The 17,196-nt window shown below is 68.7% G+C and carries 19 protein-coding genes; 2 read left to right on the top strand and 17 right to left on the bottom strand.

What is annotated here, in order from left to right; translation table 11 throughout:
- Positions 1-183: 183 nt before the first annotated feature.
- Both J2S76_RS06930 and J2S76_RS06925 read left to right on the top strand, forming a co-directional pair.
- The gene (locus tag J2S76_RS06930; RefSeq protein WP_307058802.1) at positions 184-684 is read left to right on the top strand and encodes a hypothetical protein; all 501 of its coding nucleotides are present in this window, start codon (positions 184-186) and stop codon (positions 682-684) included.
- A 391-nt stretch (positions 685-1,075) separates the two neighbouring features.
- Positions 1,076-1,498, top strand: a complete 423-nt coding sequence (locus J2S76_RS06925; RefSeq protein WP_307058800.1) for a DoxX family protein — start codon at positions 1,076-1,078, stop codon at positions 1,496-1,498.
- A gap of 100 nt (positions 1,499-1,598) precedes the next feature.
- Here the strand turns inward: J2S76_RS06925 and J2S76_RS06920 are convergent, their stop codons facing one another.
- From J2S76_RS06920 to J2S76_RS06840, 17 genes are all read right to left on the bottom strand, one after another.
- The gene (locus tag J2S76_RS06920) at positions 1,599-3,356 is read right to left on the bottom strand and encodes a tetratricopeptide repeat protein (RefSeq protein ID WP_370874709.1); all 1,758 of its coding nucleotides are present in this window, start codon (positions 3,354-3,356) and stop codon (positions 1,599-1,601) included.
- Positions 3,357-3,565: 209 nt separating this feature from the next.
- A complete protein-coding gene (locus tag J2S76_RS06915; protein WP_307058796.1) occupies positions 3,566-3,997 on the bottom strand; it encodes a hypothetical protein in 432 nt (143 codons plus the stop codon).
- On the bottom strand, positions 3,997-4,338 hold the full coding sequence (locus J2S76_RS06910; RefSeq protein ID WP_307058794.1) for a hypothetical protein: 342 nt from the start codon (positions 4,336-4,338) through the stop codon (positions 3,997-3,999). The genes J2S76_RS06915 and J2S76_RS06910 overlap by 1 nt, the downstream gene beginning before the upstream one ends.
- Before the next feature lie 83 nt (positions 4,339-4,421).
- Positions 4,422-5,165 (bottom strand): tRNA (guanine(46)-N(7))-methyltransferase TrmB, encoded by a 744-nt coding sequence (gene trmB, locus J2S76_RS06905; RefSeq protein WP_307058793.1) that lies wholly within the window; start codon positions 5,163-5,165, stop codon positions 4,422-4,424.
- A 95-nt stretch (positions 5,166-5,260) separates the two neighbouring features.
- The gene (gene metK / locus J2S76_RS06900; RefSeq protein ID WP_307058791.1) at positions 5,261-6,454 is read right to left on the bottom strand and encodes a methionine adenosyltransferase; all 1,194 of its coding nucleotides are present in this window, start codon (positions 6,452-6,454) and stop codon (positions 5,261-5,263) included.
- Between the two features lie 132 nt (positions 6,455-6,586).
- Complete coding sequence (locus J2S76_RS06895) at positions 6,587-6,997, bottom strand: helix-turn-helix domain-containing protein (RefSeq protein WP_307058789.1); 411 nt, start codon at positions 6,995-6,997, stop codon at positions 6,587-6,589.
- A gap of 111 nt (positions 6,998-7,108) precedes the next feature.
- Positions 7,109-8,710 carry an apolipoprotein N-acyltransferase gene (lnt, locus tag J2S76_RS06890; RefSeq protein ID WP_307058787.1) on the bottom strand — a complete coding sequence of 534 codons (1,602 nt, stop codon included), beginning with the start codon at positions 8,708-8,710 and terminating at the stop codon, positions 7,109-7,111.
- A 45-nt stretch (positions 8,711-8,755) separates the two neighbouring features.
- The gene (locus J2S76_RS06885) at positions 8,756-10,003 is read right to left on the bottom strand and encodes a hemolysin family protein (RefSeq protein WP_307058785.1); all 1,248 of its coding nucleotides are present in this window, start codon (positions 10,001-10,003) and stop codon (positions 8,756-8,758) included.
- Positions 10,004-10,014: 11 nt separating this feature from the next.
- Positions 10,015-10,542, bottom strand: coding sequence for an rRNA maturation RNase YbeY (gene ybeY / locus J2S76_RS06880; protein ID WP_307058783.1), 528 nt, complete (start codon positions 10,540-10,542; stop codon positions 10,015-10,017).
- Complete coding sequence (locus tag J2S76_RS06875) at positions 10,539-11,561, bottom strand: PhoH family protein (protein ID WP_307059136.1); 1,023 nt, start codon at positions 11,559-11,561, stop codon at positions 10,539-10,541. The genes ybeY and J2S76_RS06875 overlap by 4 nt, the downstream gene beginning before the upstream one ends.
- Positions 11,562-11,659: 98 nt before the next feature.
- Positions 11,660-13,084, bottom strand: coding sequence for a tRNA (N6-isopentenyl adenosine(37)-C2)-methylthiotransferase MiaB (gene miaB, locus J2S76_RS06870; RefSeq protein WP_370874702.1), 1,425 nt, complete (start codon positions 13,082-13,084; stop codon positions 11,660-11,662).
- 241 nt (positions 13,085-13,325) lie between these two features.
- Positions 13,326-14,120, bottom strand: coding sequence for a lyso-ornithine lipid O-acyltransferase (gene olsA / locus J2S76_RS06865; RefSeq protein ID WP_307058781.1), 795 nt, complete (start codon positions 14,118-14,120; stop codon positions 13,326-13,328).
- Positions 14,121-14,123: 3 nt separating this feature from the next.
- Entirely contained in the window at positions 14,124-14,591 is a 468-nt protein-coding gene (locus J2S76_RS06860; protein WP_307058779.1) for a Fur family transcriptional regulator, read from the bottom strand.
- Positions 14,592-14,684: 93 nt separating this feature from the next.
- Complete coding sequence (locus tag J2S76_RS06855; RefSeq protein WP_307058777.1) at positions 14,685-15,191, bottom strand: GNAT family N-acetyltransferase; 507 nt, start codon at positions 15,189-15,191, stop codon at positions 14,685-14,687.
- Positions 15,188-15,871, bottom strand: a complete 684-nt coding sequence (gene tsaB, locus J2S76_RS06850; RefSeq protein WP_307058776.1) for a tRNA (adenosine(37)-N6)-threonylcarbamoyltransferase complex dimerization subunit type 1 TsaB — start codon at positions 15,869-15,871, stop codon at positions 15,188-15,190. Before tsaB ends, J2S76_RS06855 begins: the two co-directional genes overlap by 4 nt.
- A 103-nt stretch (positions 15,872-15,974) precedes the next feature.
- The gene (locus J2S76_RS06845) at positions 15,975-16,529 is read right to left on the bottom strand and encodes a NifU family protein (RefSeq protein WP_307058774.1); all 555 of its coding nucleotides are present in this window, start codon (positions 16,527-16,529) and stop codon (positions 15,975-15,977) included.
- A 137-nt stretch (positions 16,530-16,666) separates the two neighbouring features.
- Complete coding sequence (locus tag J2S76_RS06840; protein WP_307058772.1) at positions 16,667-17,164, bottom strand: universal stress protein; 498 nt, start codon at positions 17,162-17,164, stop codon at positions 16,667-16,669.
- Between the last annotated feature and the right edge of the window lie 32 nt (positions 17,165-17,196).

Here is a 17,196-nt window from a genome sequence, read left to right as displayed (position 1 = left end):
GCGCGCGTTTGCGAGCTGTTAACCCTCATCCTTCACCATAGGGATCGTGGTACCGAAGGCGTTGCGGCGGGGCCACACCGGCAAGTCGCGTGCCCCGGCAGGAGGGACTGATTCGCCGTGCGGCCTTGACAAGGCAGGCCCTTCGCAGCGCATCGTGAAAACTCCCGAGCGATGGAAACCGTCATGCGCCTGTCTTCTGCCCTGCCGGCTGCCGCCCTTCTCGCCGCCATCATGGTGGCGCCGATGGCTTCCGCCTCGGCCGAGACGCTGACGGCGCAGGAGGCCCAGCGCTTCGTCGTCGGGCAGACCTTCTCCTACACCTGCTATGAGGGCACGGCCGGCTCGGGCCGCATCCTTCCCGACGGCTCGGTCGCCGGCACCATCCAGATGCGCGGCAAGGGCAATGCTCGCTATGTGACGCTGCCCGCCGGCACCATCATGGTGCGGGGCGAGTCGGTGTGCGCCAAGCTGAAGGGCGTGGCCTTCCAGCCCTGCTTCGAGCTGGAGAAGACCGACAAGGTCAGCTTCCGCGGCAATCTCGCCGGGGCGGACCGGCTGTGGTGCGAGTTCAAGCGCGGTGGCAGCGGCCGCACCCGGCTGGCCGAGCGCACTGTGGCGCCCAAGCCGGCGGCCCGCGCCGAGACCGTGCCAGTCGAGACGGCGGAAATCGATCCGGTAAAATAGTCGACAACCGCGCGCGGATGGACGGGCGGGGTCTGCCATCCTGGCGCGGGCGGCCGCTTCTGGTGAGGTCCAGGCGCTTCCCTGAAAGAGACGGCCGCTTCCAGTTCCATTCGGGGACCGGCGCAGCCTGTCGGGCGCAGCTAGGGCACGCGGCCTCAGGCACGCACGCGCCCTGCCGCCCGGAATGACCGTTACAGCAGGGTCCCACCACCTCGGCGCGATAAACGGGCGGGGACGAGGACATGGCGTGGCTGTCAATCGTCACGCCATTGCGGAAATGCAAGGGCGCTCGGGTATTCGCGGCTATCGCGTTGCGGCGGGCGTTGGATTACCTCCGAGCGACGACAGGCGCCGCCTGCCCCGCTCCTTCAACATTCCCGCGAGATCCGCCATGATCGATTCCCGTTCCGCCCCCTACGGCGCCTTTGTCCTGCGCGTCGCGCTCGGCCTGATGTGGGTGTCCCACGCCTTGCTGAAATACGCCGTTTTCACCATCCCCGGCTTTGCCGGCTTCCTCGGCAGCCTCGGCCTGCCGGAAGCGCTGGCCTGGCCGGTGTTCCTGGCCGAGCTGATCGGCGGCCTGCTGATCATCGCCGGCGTCTATGCCCGCCATGTCGCGCTGCTGCTGATCCCGGTCATGGCCGGCGCCATGAGCGTTCACATTCCCAATGGCTGGCTGTTCTCCGCCGCTGGCGGCGGCTGGGAATATCCCGGCTTCCTGATCGTGGCATCCTTCGCGCTCTGGCTGATCGGCGATGGCGCCTTCGCCCTCCGCGCGCGTCCGCTGTTCTTCGTCGGCACCGCCGCGCGCTGAGCCCGAAGACCAACCAGCTAAGAAGACCGATCAATAAAAAGGGGCGGGTCCCGCAGGACCCGCCCCTCTTTTGTATCGATAGAACGCGACAGCCGCGGCCTCAGCCGCCATTGCCCGGCTTGTCAGCATCCTGCGTCTTGTCCACCGCCGCCTTCTGCGGCTCGACGGCGGGCGCCGCCTCGGTCTTCTGGATCGTCGCCGCGCCTGACTTGATACGCTCGGCCTCATCCAGGCCCACCGCGATCTTGCGCTCGATATCGGCCAGCTCGTCCGGCTCGGGCTTCAGGTCGCGGGCATGGTTCCACTTGAAGCGGGCTTCCAGCTTGCGGTCGACCTTCCAATAGGCGTCGCCGAGATGGTCGTTGATCACCGCCTCGTTCGGCTTGAGCTCGACCGCACGCTCGAGTTCGCGCACCGCCTCATTGTAATGCCCGGTGCGGTAATAGGCCCAGCCGAGGCTGTCGATGAAGAAGCCATCATCGGGGCGCAGCGCCACCGCCTTGCGGATCATATCGGTGCCGGCCTCCAGGTTCACCCCCTGGTCGATCCAGCTATAGCCGAGATAGTTCAGCACATGCGGCTGGTTGGGGCTGAGCTCCAGCGCCTTCTTGAGATCGGCCTCGGACTTGTCCCACTGCTTGGTGCGCTCGTAGCAGGTGCCGCGGAAGTAATAGAGCACCCAGTCCTTGGCCTGCGGCGTGCCGAGCTGGTCGATGGCCGTGGTGTAGACCTCCGCGGCCTCGGCGAACTTCTCGTTCGCGCGCAGCACGTCCCCCAGCGCCATGATCGAGCGCTGGTCCTTCACATTCCCGGCAACCACCTGCTTGAGCACGGCGAGCGCTTCGTCATGCTTGTCGATGGCGTCGAGATTGAGGGCGCGCTGCACCTCAGCATTCGTCTTGAAGGGCGAGGAATCGGGCACGGCGGCGTAGAGGGCGATGGCGTCCTCGTGCCGCTTCATCGTCTCGAACAGGTCGGCGAGAGTGATCGCCATCAGCGGCTGCGAGGGGTCCAGCCAGCGGCCGAGCTGCAGATAGACCAAAGCGAGGTCCTCGCCGCCCTGGCGGCCGAGCGCCGCGCCAAGACCGTACAGAACCTCCGCCGCACCGGCGACCGGGGTCGTCACCAGCGGCGGAAGCGTCTTGCCGGCATTCAGCTGCTCCAGCGAGCGGGCCACCAGCGGGTCGCCGGGCACCAATTTGTCGAACGCCTCATAGGTCGAGACCGCCAGCGCCTTGTCGGCATTGCGCGACGCCCAGCGCGCATAGGCATCGACGACGCGCAGGGTGCGCGGATCGAGCTTGAGCGCCGCCTCCAGCCGCTGGCCGGCTTCTTTCTTGACGCCGGCCGCGTCGAGCAGGAGCCCGGCGTGGAAATCCTTGAAGCCGGCATACCATTCCGGGCCCTGCAGCGCGTCGATCGCCTTGACGCCGGCGCGGGCATCGCCTGAGCCGAACTGGCTCCAGGCGCTGAGCAGGGTGGCGTTCAGCTCGGCGATGGCACCCTGGCCGGAGCGGCGCAGATTGCTGCGGGCGGTGACATATTGCTTGGCCTTGATCGCCCGCACGCCGAGCACCAGCCGTGCCAGCGTATGTTCGGGATCGATCCGCACCAGCCGCTGGGCCAGCCCGACCGCCTCGTCGATGGAGCCTTCCGCCAGCAGGGTAAGGAAGGCGCGCTCCAGCAATTCGCGCTGGCGCGGGAACAGCCGGGCCAGCTCGCGGTAATAGGCGGCGGCGGCGGCCGTGTCGCGTTCGGTGATGGCGAGGCGCGCGGCGAGATAATTGCCCGCTGGCGAGGAGCGGGCGATGAAGTCTGCCGGCGGGGCGTCGGCACGCGCGGGCAGCGCGACACCCAACGCCGTGAGCGTAGCGAGAATGGCCGCTCCCGGCCGCAGCGACAAACGTCGAAACGTCAAGTTGGAACCTCCTGCGGCAAGCGGAACGCCCCGCGCCACGCGGGTGGCGCCGGGCTCCGGCCTTTGTGGCAGATTGGTCCTTTTTAGCAGCCCCTGCAATAACGGGAGGCTAATGCGGACCGGGCCGATGAGGGCCCGGCATCACATTTTCAGACCCGTCGGCCAAGAATAAGGCCGACGACCACCGCGCCGGCCGCAATGCCGAGAACGGTCTTCACGCTGGCGGGAGGCATCCCGGCCGGCGGTGCCGGGCCGACGCCCGGCGCCATGCCGGAAGCCGCAGGGGGCATGGCACCATAGGCGCCATAGCCGCCAAGCCCTGCCGGCCGGCGTCGCCGCCCACGCAGCAGCGCGACGAGAAGGAAGATGAGGCCCAGTACCAACAGGGATCCGCCGATCACCAGCGCGGCGGTAAGCGCGTCGTAGCGGTCAGCCAGAGCGATGAACGAGGCGATCATGAAGAACACCGCCGCGCACGCGATCAGCAGGCCGCCAATCGCGCAGAGCAGGGCCGTGCGCGCGGCCCTGCGCGCCATGAGGCGGATTTCCCCGCCAAATATCGCCAGCAGAAGGCGGAGCATCACTTGCCCCGCGACAGCAGGCCGAACAGGAAGCCGACACCCAGCGCCGCGAGCACCGAGCCATAGGGGTTGCGTTCGATCGTTGCGCCGAGATCGCCGGTCAACGCCTGGGCACGCACCTTGGCGTCGTGCAGGGCGGCATAGCCTTCCTCGGCAAGACCGGAGGCGGCGGCCTCGGCGCGCGCGGCGCCCGAGCGGAACCGGCCGGCGATGGCGTCGGCGGCCGAGGCCCCTTCCGACTTGGCGATGGTGGCGAGCGTCTCGGTAAGCTTCGCGACATCGCTCCGCAGGGTCGAGAGGTCGGCGGACAGCTTGGCGAAATCGTCCTGCGGCTGGGCCATGTGTATCTCCGGATAAGGGACAGTGGGTCGACGTGCCACATAAACGCGGCCGCACCCGTCATGGTTCCAAGTCTAGACGGTAATCAGCGGCGCCGGAACTCGTAGTATCCCGGCCGGCGGCCCTCGCGCAGGGCTTTGGCCTCGTAGCGCGTGCCCGGCCAGCCGGCCCAGGCGAGGCGCCAGTCGTCGGCGCGCTCGGCGGTCCAGTCGAAGCGCGGATCGGCGAGAAGCTGGCGCAGCGTCCACGCCGCATAATGCTCGATATCGGTCGCGAAGCGGAAATGCCCGCCGGGCACCAGCAGCCGGGCGATGCGGTCGATATTGTCGGCCTGCACGAAGCGCCGCTTCCAGTGCCGGCGCTTGGGCCAGGGGTCGGGATAGAGCAGGTCGACGCGCGTCAGGCTGGCGGCGGGCAGGCGGTCGAGCAGGGGAATGACGTCGTCGCCATAGAGCCGGACATTGGCCAGCCCCTTCTCGCTCACGCTGGTCGTCGCCTTGGCGATGCCGTTGAGGAACGCCTCGGCGCCGATATAGCCGATGTCAGTGTGGCGCTGCGCCTCGGCCACCAGATGCTCGCCGCCGCCGAAGCCGATTTCCAGCCGCACCTCGCGCACGCGGTGGAGAAAGAGGTCGGCGAGCGACGCCGCGCCGACATCGTCCAGCCCGATGGCAAGGCGCGGCAAGTCCTGCGCCATGTGGGCGGCCTGCGCCGTGCGCAGCTTCTTGCCCTTGCGCCGGCCATAGAAAGCGGCCTCGCGGGGGGCGGGGGCGCCATCCGGCGGCCTGTCGCCGGTCGTGTCGGGGCGGGTGTCGTCGGCGGCGGTCATGCGGGATGCTCGAAACAAGGGCGGGGCGGACATGGCCTGTCCGCCCCGCATAAGCGCAGTGTCTTCCGCGTGCAATCGCGCGCGGGGCGTCAATGTCAGCCGACGGCGGACTTAAGCGCCTCGACCAGATCGGTCCGCTCCCAGGAGAAGCCGCCATCGACATCCGGGGCTCGGCCGAAATGGCCATAGGCGGAGGTGCGGGCATAGATCGGCTTGTTGAGGCCGAGATGCTCGCGAATGCCGCGAGGGCGCAGGTTCATCACCTCGCGCAGCGCGCTCTCCAGCTTGGCTTCGTCGACCTTGCCGGTGCCGTAGAGGTCGACATAGACCGCCAGCGGGTCGGACACGCCGATGGCATAGGCCAGCTGGATGGTGCAGCGGTCGGCGAGATCGGCGGCGACCACGTTCTTGGCGAGGTAGCGCGCGGCATAGGCGGCCGAGCGGTCGACCTTGGTCGGGTCCTTGCCGGAGAAGGCGCCGCCGCCATGCGGGGCCGCGCCACCATAGGTGTCGACGATGATCTTGCGGCCCGTCAGGCCGCAATCGCCATCCGGCCCGCCAATAACGAACTTGCCGGTCGGGTTGACGTGCCAGACGGTGGCCGGGGTGATCCAGCCATCGGGAAGCGCCTGGCGGATATAGGGTTCCACGATGCTTTGCACATCGTGCGAGGAGAGGTCGGCATCGAGGTGCTGGGTCGAGAGCACGATCTGCGTCACCTCGACCGGCTTGCCGCCCTCATAGCGCACCGTCACCTGGCTCTTGGCGTCGGGGCCGAGCACGGTGCTCTCGCCGGAATGGCGGGCATCGGCAAGCAGCTTGAGGATCTTGTGGGCGTAATAGATCGGCGCCGGCATCAGCTCGGGCGTCTCGCGGCAGGCATAGCCGAACATGATGCCCTGGTCGCCGGCACCCTCATCCTTGTTGCCGGCGGAATCGACGCCCTGGGCGATGTCGACCGACTGCGCGTGCAGATGCACGTCGATCGCCGCTTTCTCCCAGTGAAAGCCGTCCTGCTCGTAGCCGATATCCTTGATCGCGAGCCGGGCGATATGGCTGAGGAAGTCCTTGGTCAGCTGCGCCGGGCCGCGCGTTTCGCCGGCGATCACCACCCGGTTGGTGGTGGCCAGCGTCTCGGCAGCCACACGCAGATGGCTCGGATCCCAGCCGAATTCCGGACCGTGCTTGAAGAAGGCGTCGACGATCTCGTCGGAGATGCGGTCGCACACCTTGTCAGGGTGCCCCTCGGAGACGGATTCGCTAGTAAAAAGATAGGCTTGGCGGGACACGAGTCGGCTCCTCGATTCTCGGCAGGCGCATATGCCCGCGCCCGACCGCGCATCTTTTGCAAGCGCGGTCGGGGCGGTCAAGGTTTTAAAGGCGGATTCGTTCGGAAAAAAGAACGCGCCGGCACCGGCGGCTCACGCCGCCGGGCTCGGCTCGGCAAGAGCCTCTACCAGGTCGACGATACGGCGGCGGACCTTGCTGTCGGCGATCTTGAGGAACGCGCGGGTGAGGGCGAGCCCTTCCGACGAGGCCAGGAAATCGGAGACATAGGCCGGCGAGGCGTCCTCGGCGAAGCCAGGCACGTCACCCGTCATGGTGGGGGCGCCGTCGAAGAAGAAGGCCACCGGCACGGAGAGCACCTGCGAGATATTCTGCAGGCGGCTGGCGCCGATCCGGTTGGTGCCCTTCTCGTATTTCTGGATCTGCTGGAAGGTGATGCCGAGGCTCTCGCCAAGTTTTTCCTGGCTCATGCCGACCATCATGCGACGCATGCGGACCCGGCTGCCGACATACTTGTCGACGGGATTGGGAGATTTCTTCGTCATCGGCTTCCCCGACTGCAAACAAAAAAATACCTCCCCCCCGGTTCAGAGGGAGAGAAGCAGTGCCCGAGCCCGTCGACAGTCTAGGCGCAGCGCGTTCCGGCGTCGATCAATCTAGACGTGCATAGCTCGCAAACGCAGCACGAGCGCCCCGCAGAGGCCGCCAAGAAGCAACAACCACGGTATCACCCTGCCAAACGTGGCATAAGGGGTAGCGGACAAAGCTTGTGGGAGGCTGTCGTCCAGTACGCCTCGCACACCCAAGGGTAGAATCGCGGTGATTCGTCCCAGCGGGTCGACAATGGCGGAGATGCCATTGTTGGTTACCCGGACCAACGGCAATCCTTGCTCGATCGCCCGCAGGCGGGACTGCTCGAAATGCTGGTAGGGGCCCGGGGTGAGGCCGAACCAGGCATCGTTGGACAGGTTGAGCAGGAAGCCCGGCCGGGTTCCCGCCTCGCCGGCCTGGGCGAGGGAGGCGGGCATCACCTCGTCGGGAAAGATCGCCTCATAGCAGATCAGCGGAACCGCATCGGGCAGGCCGGGAATGGGCAGCAGGCTGCGCATGGGCGCGGCGGCGAAGCCTCCGCGCAGGCGAGTGAGCGCCTCCAGCCCTATCGCCTCCAGCGTTTCCTGAAACGGCAGGTATTCGCCAAAAGGAACGAGATGCACCTTGTCGGCATTGCCGCGGATCATCCCTTCCGAATCGATCACCCGCACGGCGTTGAACACATCCGGCCGCTCGCGGCCCGGCACTGGCTGGTAGCGCGCGGCGCCTGTTATGAGGGTGGTGCCGCGCGGCAGCATCGCCACGATTCGCGCCAGCGCTTCCGGCTCGCGTTCGAGGAAGAAGGGGAAGGCCGATTCCGGCCAGAACAGATGGGTGACGCCGGCAAGCCCGCCCTGGCTCTCGCTGGTGGCCAGATAGAGGTCCATCACGCTGCGGCGGGCGTCGTAGCGGAATTTCTGGTCCTGCGGCAGGTCGGGCTGCATCAGCCGCAGCCGCACGCCGGGCACCGTGCCGACCTCGGTGGTGGCAAGGCGCCACTGGCCGCCCGCCCACAGGGCGGCGAGCAGGCCGACGGCGAGGGCGAGTGGCACATGGCGGGCGCGGCGGGCGCCGGCGGGGCTGAACAGCGCCGCCGGGCTGGCAAGGCAGGCCAGCGCAACCAGGCACAGGCCGATGAGACCGATGACCGAGGCGGCTTGCGCGAAGCGCAGATCGGTGGCTAGCGCATAGCCGAAATCGTTCCAGGGGAAGCCGGTCAGCAGCGTGCCGCGCGCCGTCTCCGCCAAGGTGAGGGCGGCGGCAAAGGCGAGGATCCGCCCGGGCCCCCGGGTCCACAGCAGCCGGGCGAGCACACAGCCGAGCCCGGTATACACCGCAAGCGCCGCCGGCAGGCCGATCACCGCGAACGGCATCAGCCACATGAAGACTTCCGCCTGGACGAGAAACGCCTGGCCGATCCACCACAGGCCGGCAACGAAATAGCCCATGCCGAACAGCCAGCCGGCGAGGAAGCTCGCTTGCAGCGCCCGGCGCAGCGGCAGTTCCAGGGTGCCGTCGATCAGGAACACCAGCACCGGCAGCGTCAGCGCCAGCACCGGCCACAGCCCGAAGGGCGGCATGGCCAGCGCGGAGAGCCCGCCGGCCGCAAGGGCGGCGAGCGCGCGCCAGCGGGCGGGGGCCGCCTGCAGCCGCTCCGGCGTCAGCATCGACGCAGCGCTCGCCGGGCACCGGGCCGAACGCCTGGCCTCGCCTCAGGCGGCATCGGTGTCGCGGCGCGTGTCGATCCGCGTGGCCTCGCCGGCCTGCTGGGCGGGCGGCGGCAGGGCCCGCGCCGTGGCGCCCGCGCTTTCGCCGCCGGCCAGTCGGGCGTCAGCACCCGCCTCGCCACGGCTTGGCGAGATGCGCAGCCGCTTGACCCGGCGCGGATCGGCATCGAGCACCTCGATCTCGAAATTGCCCGGCGCCGGCACGATCTCGCCGCGTACCGGCACGCGGCCGGCCAGGGTGACGAGCAGGCCGCCCAGCGTGTCGACCTCCTCGGCCTCCTCGCCGAGGGCAAAGGCCGGGTCGATCATCTCGGCGACATCCTCCAGGCTGGCCCGGGCGTCGGCGATGAAGCTGCCATCGGCCTGGCGGGCGATGGTGGGGGTCTCGTCCTCGTCGTGCTCGTCCTCGATGTCGCCGACGATTTCCTCGACCAGGTCCTCCATCGAGACGATGCCGTCAGTGCCGCCATATTCGTCGATGACGAGGGCGAGATGGATACGGCTCGCCTGCATGCTGGCCAGCAGCTCGATCGAGGGCATGGAGGGCGGCACGAACAACAGCCGGCGGATCAGCTTGGCGCCGCTGAGCGAATTGCTGAGGTCAATGGCCTTGAGGTTGAAGGCTGGGCGGGCGGCCTTGCCGCCGGCGTCGGGCGCTTCCGTCCCCGAGGCCTCGCGCGCGCCATTGCGCGGGGTGGCGGCGCGCGGCGGCGCCACGCGCGGGGTCATGGCGCGCTGGGTCAGATAGGTCACGAGATCGCGGATATGGACCATGCCGACAGGGTCGTCGAGCGTGTCGTCATAGACGACGAGGCGCGAATGGCCGGCCTCGGCAAAGACGGCGAGCAGCTCGCCCAGCGAAATGTCCTTCTGCACGGCGACGATGTCCGCGCGGGGAACCATGAGGTCGCCGATGCGCAGCTCGCGCAGATCCAGGATGCTTTTCAGCATCGTCCGCTCGGTGGCGGTCAGGTCGGCGCCGGGCTCGGCGCTGGTCGAGGCGAGGATGGCGGAAAGATCGGTGCGCAGCGAGCCGGAAGAGCGCCGGCCGCCGATGAGGTGGCGGAGCCGGTCGAAAAAGCCGGCGCGGGACTCGCTGGAGCCTCCGCCGGCCTTGCTTCGCTGCCCGGCACTCGCCGTAGCGCTACTGGAAGCGCCGTTTTCGGAGGCGCCGCTACTTGGGCCCTCGCTGCCCCGGGGGGCGGAGGGCGAGCTTGAAACAGGATCGGACATCGCTCTTTGGTTCAGTTTGCTCGGTCAGTGGTGAGTACGGGTTCAGTGTCGGCATAGGGGTCGGCAATCGCGAGGTCGGCGAGCACGCGGCGCTCCATCGCCTCCATCTCCTCGGCCTCTTCCGCCACCTCGTGGTCGTAGCCGAGCAGATGCAGCGTACCATGGACGGCCAGATGCGCGAGGTGATCGGCGAGCGGCTTGTCCTCCGCCTCCGCCTCCCGCACCAGAGTCTCATAGGCGATGGCGATGTCGCCCAGATGGGGATCGCCGCCGGCGCGCGCCACCTCGTTGGTGGGAAAGGACAGCACGTTGGTGGCGTAGTCCTTGCCGCGCCACTCGCGGTTGAGCGCCCGCAGCGTGGCGTCGTCGGTCAGCTTCACCGCGATCTCGGCGCCGTCAATGTCGATCTCATACTCGGTGAGCGCACCGGCGCAGGCCGCGTTCACCGCCCGCACCACCAACGCTTCAGCGCCGGCGAGGCTGGCCCAGGGGGCGGCCTCCACCAGCACGTCGACCTCGATCTGGGGCGCCTCGCTCATCGGCGCGGCATCCCGGCGGGCGCTGCCGCCCGCGCCGCCGCGTCCTTGGTCTCATAGGCGGCGACGATGCGGCCGACGAGTTCGTGGCGCACCACGTCAGCGGCGCTGAAATGGCAGACGTCGACGCCCTCGACCTCGCCCAGCAGCCCCACCGCCTCGGCAAGGCCCGAGGTCTGGCCCGGCGGCAGATCGATCTGGCTGGGATCGCCGGTGATGATCATGTGCGAATTCTCGCCCAGGCGGGTGAGGAACATCTTCATCTGCATCGAGGTGGTGTTCTGCGCCTCGTCGAGAATAACGCAGGCATTGGCCAGGGTGCGCCCGCGCATAAAGGCCAGCGGGGCGATCTCGATCTCACCGGAAATCATCGCCCGCTCGACGAAGGCGCGGTCCATCAGGTCGTGCAGCGCGTCGTAGATCGGGCGCAGATAGGGGTCGACCTTCTCCTTCATGTCGCCGGGCAGGAAGCCGAGCCGCTCGCCTGCCTCCACCGCCGGGCGGGAGAGGATGATCCGGTCGACCACGCGGCGCTCTAGCAGGTGCACGGCATAGGCCACCGCCAGCCAGGTCTTGCCGGTGCCGGCCGGGCCGACGCCAAACACCAGTGTCTGGCGCTTGAGCGCGCGGATATAGGCGTCCTGCGCGGCGGTGCGGGCGCGTACCGGGCGGCGGCGGAGCTGGATCTCGTCGAAGCTCTGCTTCTTGGTGGCGGGGTCGAACTCGAACAGCTGCCCCTGCGCAGCGGCTTCGCGCATCACACCCTCGACATCGCCGGGCTGCAGCTCGCCACCCTTCTTCAGCCGGGCATAGAGCGTTTCCAGCACGTGGCGCGCCTGCTCGCAGGCCTCGCGCGGCCCTTCCAGCGTGACATGGTTGCCACGCTGCTCGGCGACGATTTCCAGCCGCCGCTCGATCAAGGCGAGGTTCTGCCCATAATGGCCGAAAAGCTGGCTGGCGATTCGATTGTCGTCGAAGGCGAGGACGATCTGCCCGGACGCCTCCTCACCGGGGGGCTCCATCCAGCGCGGAGCCGCCGGGGCGGGGCGCGGCGCCGCGCGCGGGGAAGCCAAGGCACGTTCCGTCTCGCTACCAGATCCGCTACCAGGTCGACGCACGCTCACGCCTCCAGCTTCTCGCTCTGCCCGATGAAACGCGATTCGCGCGCCGGCCGTTCAACGAAAAATTCGCCGCCGCGTATGTCGCCCGAAAGATTCCTGGTGCTGACCCCGTGCACCTCCACTTGCGCCAGCGTGCCGATGGCCTCCACCGGGCCTTCGACGACGATCGACTGGAGATAGGGCGAGCGGCCGATGAGCTGGCCGGGGAAACGGCCCGGCTTCTCGATCAAGATGTCGAGGACCCGGCCACGGCAGGCAGTGTCGAAGGCGGTCCGCTGGGAGTCGAGAAGCGCCTGCAGCGCATGGATGCGCGCGGACTTCACCTCTTCAGGAACCTGCCCGCCCATACCGGCCGCCGGCGTGCCGGGGCGGGAGGAATATTTGAACGAGAAGGCGGAGGCGAAGCCGACCCGTTGCACGAGATCCATCGTGTCGGCGAAATCGGCGTCGGTCTCGCCGGGAAAACCGACGATGAAATCCGAGGAAAAGGCGATGTCGGGCCGCGCGGCACGCACCTTGGCGACGATCTCGAAGAAGAGCTCGCGGTCATGCTTGCGGTTCATCGCCGCGAGGATGCGGTTGGAGCCGGACTGCACCGGCAGGTGCAGATAGGGCATGAGCGCCGGCAGGTCGCGATGCAGGCCGATCAGCTCGTCATCCATGTCGCGCGGATGGCTGGTGGTGTAGCGCACGCGGGCGATGCCGGGCACCTCGGCGATGCGGCGGATCAGCTCGGGCAGGTTGGCGGAGCGGCCGGCGGCGTCGAGCCCGTGATAGGCATTGACGTTCTGGCCGATCAGCGTGACCTCGCGCACCCCGGCCTCGGCGAGGCGGATCACCTCGTCGAGAATCTTCGGCAGCGGGCGCGAGACTTCCGCCCCGCGCGTATAGGGCACGACGCAGAAGGTGCAGAACTTGTCGCAGCCTTCCTGCACGGTGACGAAAGCCGCCGGGCCGCGCTTGTTGATCGCCGCCCGCGTCGGCGGGGGCAGGAAATCGAACTTGTCCTCGACCGGGAACTCGGTCTCGACGATGCCGGCCCGCTGGTTATGGCCGCGCCGCCGGGCGTCGGCGACCAGCTCGGGCAGCTTGTGGTAGCTCTGCGGCCCCACCACCAGGTCGACGCCGCGGGCGCGCTTGAGAATCTCGGCGCCTTCCGCCTGCGCCACGCAGCCGGCGACGGCGACCATCTGCTGGCGACCGGCCACTTCCTGCGCCTTTTTCAGCCGGCCAAGCTCGGAATAGACCTTCTCGGCCGCCTTTTCGCGGATATGGCAGGTGTTGAGGATGACGAGATCGGCGTCGTCGGGGCTGTCGGTTTCGACATAGCCCTCCTTGGCCAGCGTGTCCGTCATGCGCTGGGCGTCATAGACGTTCATCTGGCAGCCGAAGGAGCGGACGTAAAGCTTGCGCGTTTCACTCATTGCGTGTCGATCGACCCGTACCGCGCGGCGTCCAGGGACGCGGCGGCACACTGCGTGGGCAACCCGAGGGCACGACAGGCGCGCGCTCGCAAGGCGCCCTCATCCATTGCCGCCCGGTCCCAGCTCGGTATCGCGCAGGTCGAGATCGTCCAGCTCTCCAGAAGTGACGCCTAGAGGTTCTGTGTAGCGGGATTCCCGCGAAAAGGAAATGCGCCCCGCCCCGCTCTGCGGGCGCAAAGCCTTAAATGCCGCAACTTATCCCTGAGCCAGGCCGCCCGGTAAGCGCCTGCGCCAGCAGGGCACGGACGGCGCGCTCGGCCTCCTGCGCCGCCGCCTTGCGCCCGCCCGCCGCGAGCGTTTCGCCGAAGCGCAGCTCCACCTCTACGCCGCCGCGCCGCAGCACCTCCATCAAATGCGGGGCGAGGTCCATGTCGCCATACCAGGCGAGGCGCGGGCGCCCGGCGCGGCCGAGCGGCAGGCCGGCAAACCCGACATAGGCGATGGCGAGCGGCTGGATCGTCGCGGCCGGCCCCGCGGCCTCGCCCAGGCTCAGGCGGGCGGCGCCGATCAGCGCCGAGCGGAAAGGCAGCACCCGGTTGCCGTCGCTGGAGGTGCCCTCCGCGAACAGCACCACCGGATCGCCATCATTCATCCGCGCCGCCATCTCCCCCGCCACCCGCCCGGTGGCGGTGCGCGAGGAGCGGTCGACGAAAATGGTGCGCTGGAGCTTCGCCAGCAGCCCGATGCCCGGCCAGCGGGCCACCTCGCTCTTGGCGACAAAGCACAGCGGCAGGCGCCCGCCGAGCACGGGAATGTCCAGCCAGGAGGCGTGATTGGCGAGAATGAGCAGCGGCCGCACCGCCGCCGGAGCCCCCACCACCCGCACCCGCACCCCGACCAGCGCCAGCACGATGCGATGATAGAGCACGGGCAGGGTGCGCCGGGTCGGAAGGCGCAGCGCGAGCGAAAGCCATTGCAGCGGAATGCCGACCAGCGTGACGAGCACGACCGGCACGATCACCAGCCAGGCCCGCACGCCTTACTCCTTCCGGGACGAATGGGAAGGCGTGGGTATCTCCGCGCCCAGCGGCGTGTCGAGCGGCACGCCATAGAGCTCCAGCCGGTGGCCGATCAGCCGGTAGCCGAGTTTGCGGGCGATCTCTTCCTGCAAATGCTCGATCTCCTCGGAGCGGAACTCCACCACATGGCCGCTGCGCAGGTCGATGAGATGGTCGTGGTGCTCGTCCGGCACCGGCTCATAGCGCGAGCGGCCATCGCGGAAATCGTGGCGGGCGATGATGCCGGCATCCTCGAACAGCTTCACCGTGCGGTAGACGGTGGAGATGGAGATGCGGTCATCGACGGCGATGGCGCGCCGGTGCAGTTCCTCCACGTCGGGATGGTCCTGCGCATCGGCGATGATGCGGGCAATCACCCGGCGCTGGTCGGTCATCCGCAGGCCCAGCGTAACGCAGGCTTCCTCGATCGCGGTCGGCTTGTCGTTCATTCCTCGGCCTGCTTCCTTCAGCCCGCATCGGTCGGTGTTTCCGCGCCCGTCCGCCTTATGGCGCAGCAAAGCCGGCAAGGGCAATGGTTTCTCTCAGGCGATGTCGCGCCGCATGGTGAGCGCGGCCACCGGCGCGCCGGTGCTGTCGCGATAATAGCCCGGACGGCGGCCGATTTCGCGGAAGCCGGTGCGGGCATAGAGGCGCAAGGCGGCGGCGTTGCCGTCCTCGACTTCCAGGAACACGGTGCGATAGCCCTGCGCCGCCAGCGTGCCGAAGGCGGCCTGCACCAGCTTGAGGCCGATGCCCGCGCCGCGCCGCCGGCGGTCGACGGCAACCGAGAGAATCTCCATTTCCGGCGTCACCCCGCTCAGCAGGATGAAGCCCACCGGCACCCCGCCCGGGCCATCGGTGGCCACGAGGCCACGGGTCAGCCGGTTGGCGATGAGGCGCTCGAACTCGGCGGCGTCCCAGCCATGGCGGAAGGACTGGGCGTGAAGCCGCGCCAGCGCCTCGGCATCGCCGGCCTGGAGGGCCCGCAGCGACACCTCGCGCGGGCGCCCGCCCGTCATCCAGTCGAGCCATGCCGGCAGCCCGCTCATCGACGGGCGATCCGCCCGCCGGTCTGCGGCTTGGCGTCGGCATCGCGCAGATAGAGCGGCTTGGGTTCGGAACGGGCGGGGTCGGCGACGCTGGCGATGCGCGCCAGCCAGACCGGGTCCGGCGTCGCGGTGGCCCGCACCTCGACCGGCGGCTGCGCGCCCATCGGCCAGGCATCCGCGAGCAGGCCGGCGCCGGAGCCCACCAGCCGCACCGGCCCGTTGGCGACCGAGCGGGCGGCGTCCTTCACGCTCATGACGCGGGGACTCACCAGCACCCGGCCGGCCGGGCCGATCATCTGCAAATAGACATTGCCGTGGCGGGCGTCGATGGCGGCGGCCACCGGCACCGCGTCGTCGCGTGCCAGCAGCGGCGCGGCCAGCACGGTCAGCGTCGGCAGGCCGAGAACCGGCTTGCCGGTGGCAAGGCCGAAGCCGCGCGCGGCGGAGATGCCGACCCGCAGCCCGGTGAAGCTGCCGGGGCCGACCGTGACGGCGAAGAGGTCGATGGCTGAGAACTCCGCCCCGCCGGCGGCCATCACCCGCTCCACCATCGGGATCAGCGATTCGGCATGGCCGCGCGCCATGACGACATGCTCCACCGCCCGGGTCTGGTCGGTGTCCATGTCGTGCAGGGCCGCCGAACAGGCCTCAAGCGCGGTGTCGATGGCAAGGATCAGCATGGGCGACAATCAGCAGGGCCAGAATCAGCAGGGGCGATCATGCGCCCACCATGCTCATGGTCGCCTCATATTGGAAAGCGGGCGGCCCTTTGACCGGGTCGCGTCAGACCGGACGCACCTCGACGACGTCGGGCACAAAATGGCGCAGTAGGTTCTCGATGCCGTTCTTCAGCGTCGCGGTCGAGGACGGGCAGCCGGCGCAGGAGCCCTTCATGGCCAGGAACACCACGCCGTCCTTATAGCCGCGGAAGGTGATGTCGCCACCATCATTGGCCACGGCCGGGCGCACGCGGGTGTCGATCAGCTCACGAATCGTGTCGACCAGCCCGGCATCCTTGGCCTCGAAAAAGGCGTCGTCGGCGGTGTGCTCATGGTCCTCCGGCAGGATCGGCTGGCCGGAGACGAAATGCTCCATGATGGCGCCGAGAATGGCGGGCTTGAGATGCGCCCACTCGCCCTGCGCCTTGGTCACGGTGACGAAATCGGAGCCGAAGAACACGCCGGTGACGCCCGGCACCTCGAACAGGCGCACCGCCAGCGGTGAGCGGGCCGCCTCATTGGCGTCGCGCGCCTCGAAGGTGCCGTCCCCGAGCACGGAACGGCCGGGCAGGAACTTCAGCGTGGCGGGATTAGGGGTGGCTTCGGTCTGGATGAACATGTCGGTCTCCTTGCCAACCGGGGTTCAAGGCCGCGGCGACGGGGGAATTTCCACTTTAGATAAGCTCTGACCGCCGCGAGGGGAAGAGGCGGGAGACTCCCCGCACCAGCGACGCTGCTCACCCGGCGGCCCACCGTTCACGCCAACGCGTCGATCTCGCTGTCGGAGAGCGAACCCGGCACAAGCGTGATCGGCACCGGCAGGGTCGCCCACATCCCCTTGGCCAGCGAGGCGATGAGCGGGCCGGGTCCCTCTTTTCCGGTTCCGGCGGCGAGCACGAGTATGGCGATGTCCTCGTCCTCCTCGATGATCTTGTGGATCTGCTCGGCGATGCCGCCCTCGCGCACGATCCGTTCGGGATCGATGCCGGAGATGCCCTGTGCCCGGGCGGAGAGCAGGTCGAGCCGGGCCTCCGCCTTGTCGGTCGCCTCCGCCCGCATCAGATCGGCGACGCCAAGCCACTGGCTCGGGGCGTCCTCCAGCTGCAGCACGCTCAACAGCACCACCCCGCCGCCGGTGCGTGCCGCGCGCCGCGCCGCGTAATAGAGCGCGCGGTCGCATTCCGGCGTATCGTCAGCCAGAACGAGAAACTTGCGGCGGTGGCCGGGCTCATGGCTTTGGCGCCGGCGCGGCATAGGCACTCCCCCCGACGGGCTATCCTGCGGAC

The sequence above is a fragment of the Ancylobacter vacuolatus genome, assembly GCF_030813595.1.
Taxonomy (GTDB): domain Bacteria; phylum Pseudomonadota; class Alphaproteobacteria; order Rhizobiales; family Xanthobacteraceae; genus Ancylobacter; species Ancylobacter vacuolatus.
Note: the sequence above shows the minus strand (reverse complement) of the source record. Positions and strands in the feature narration are given on the sequence as shown.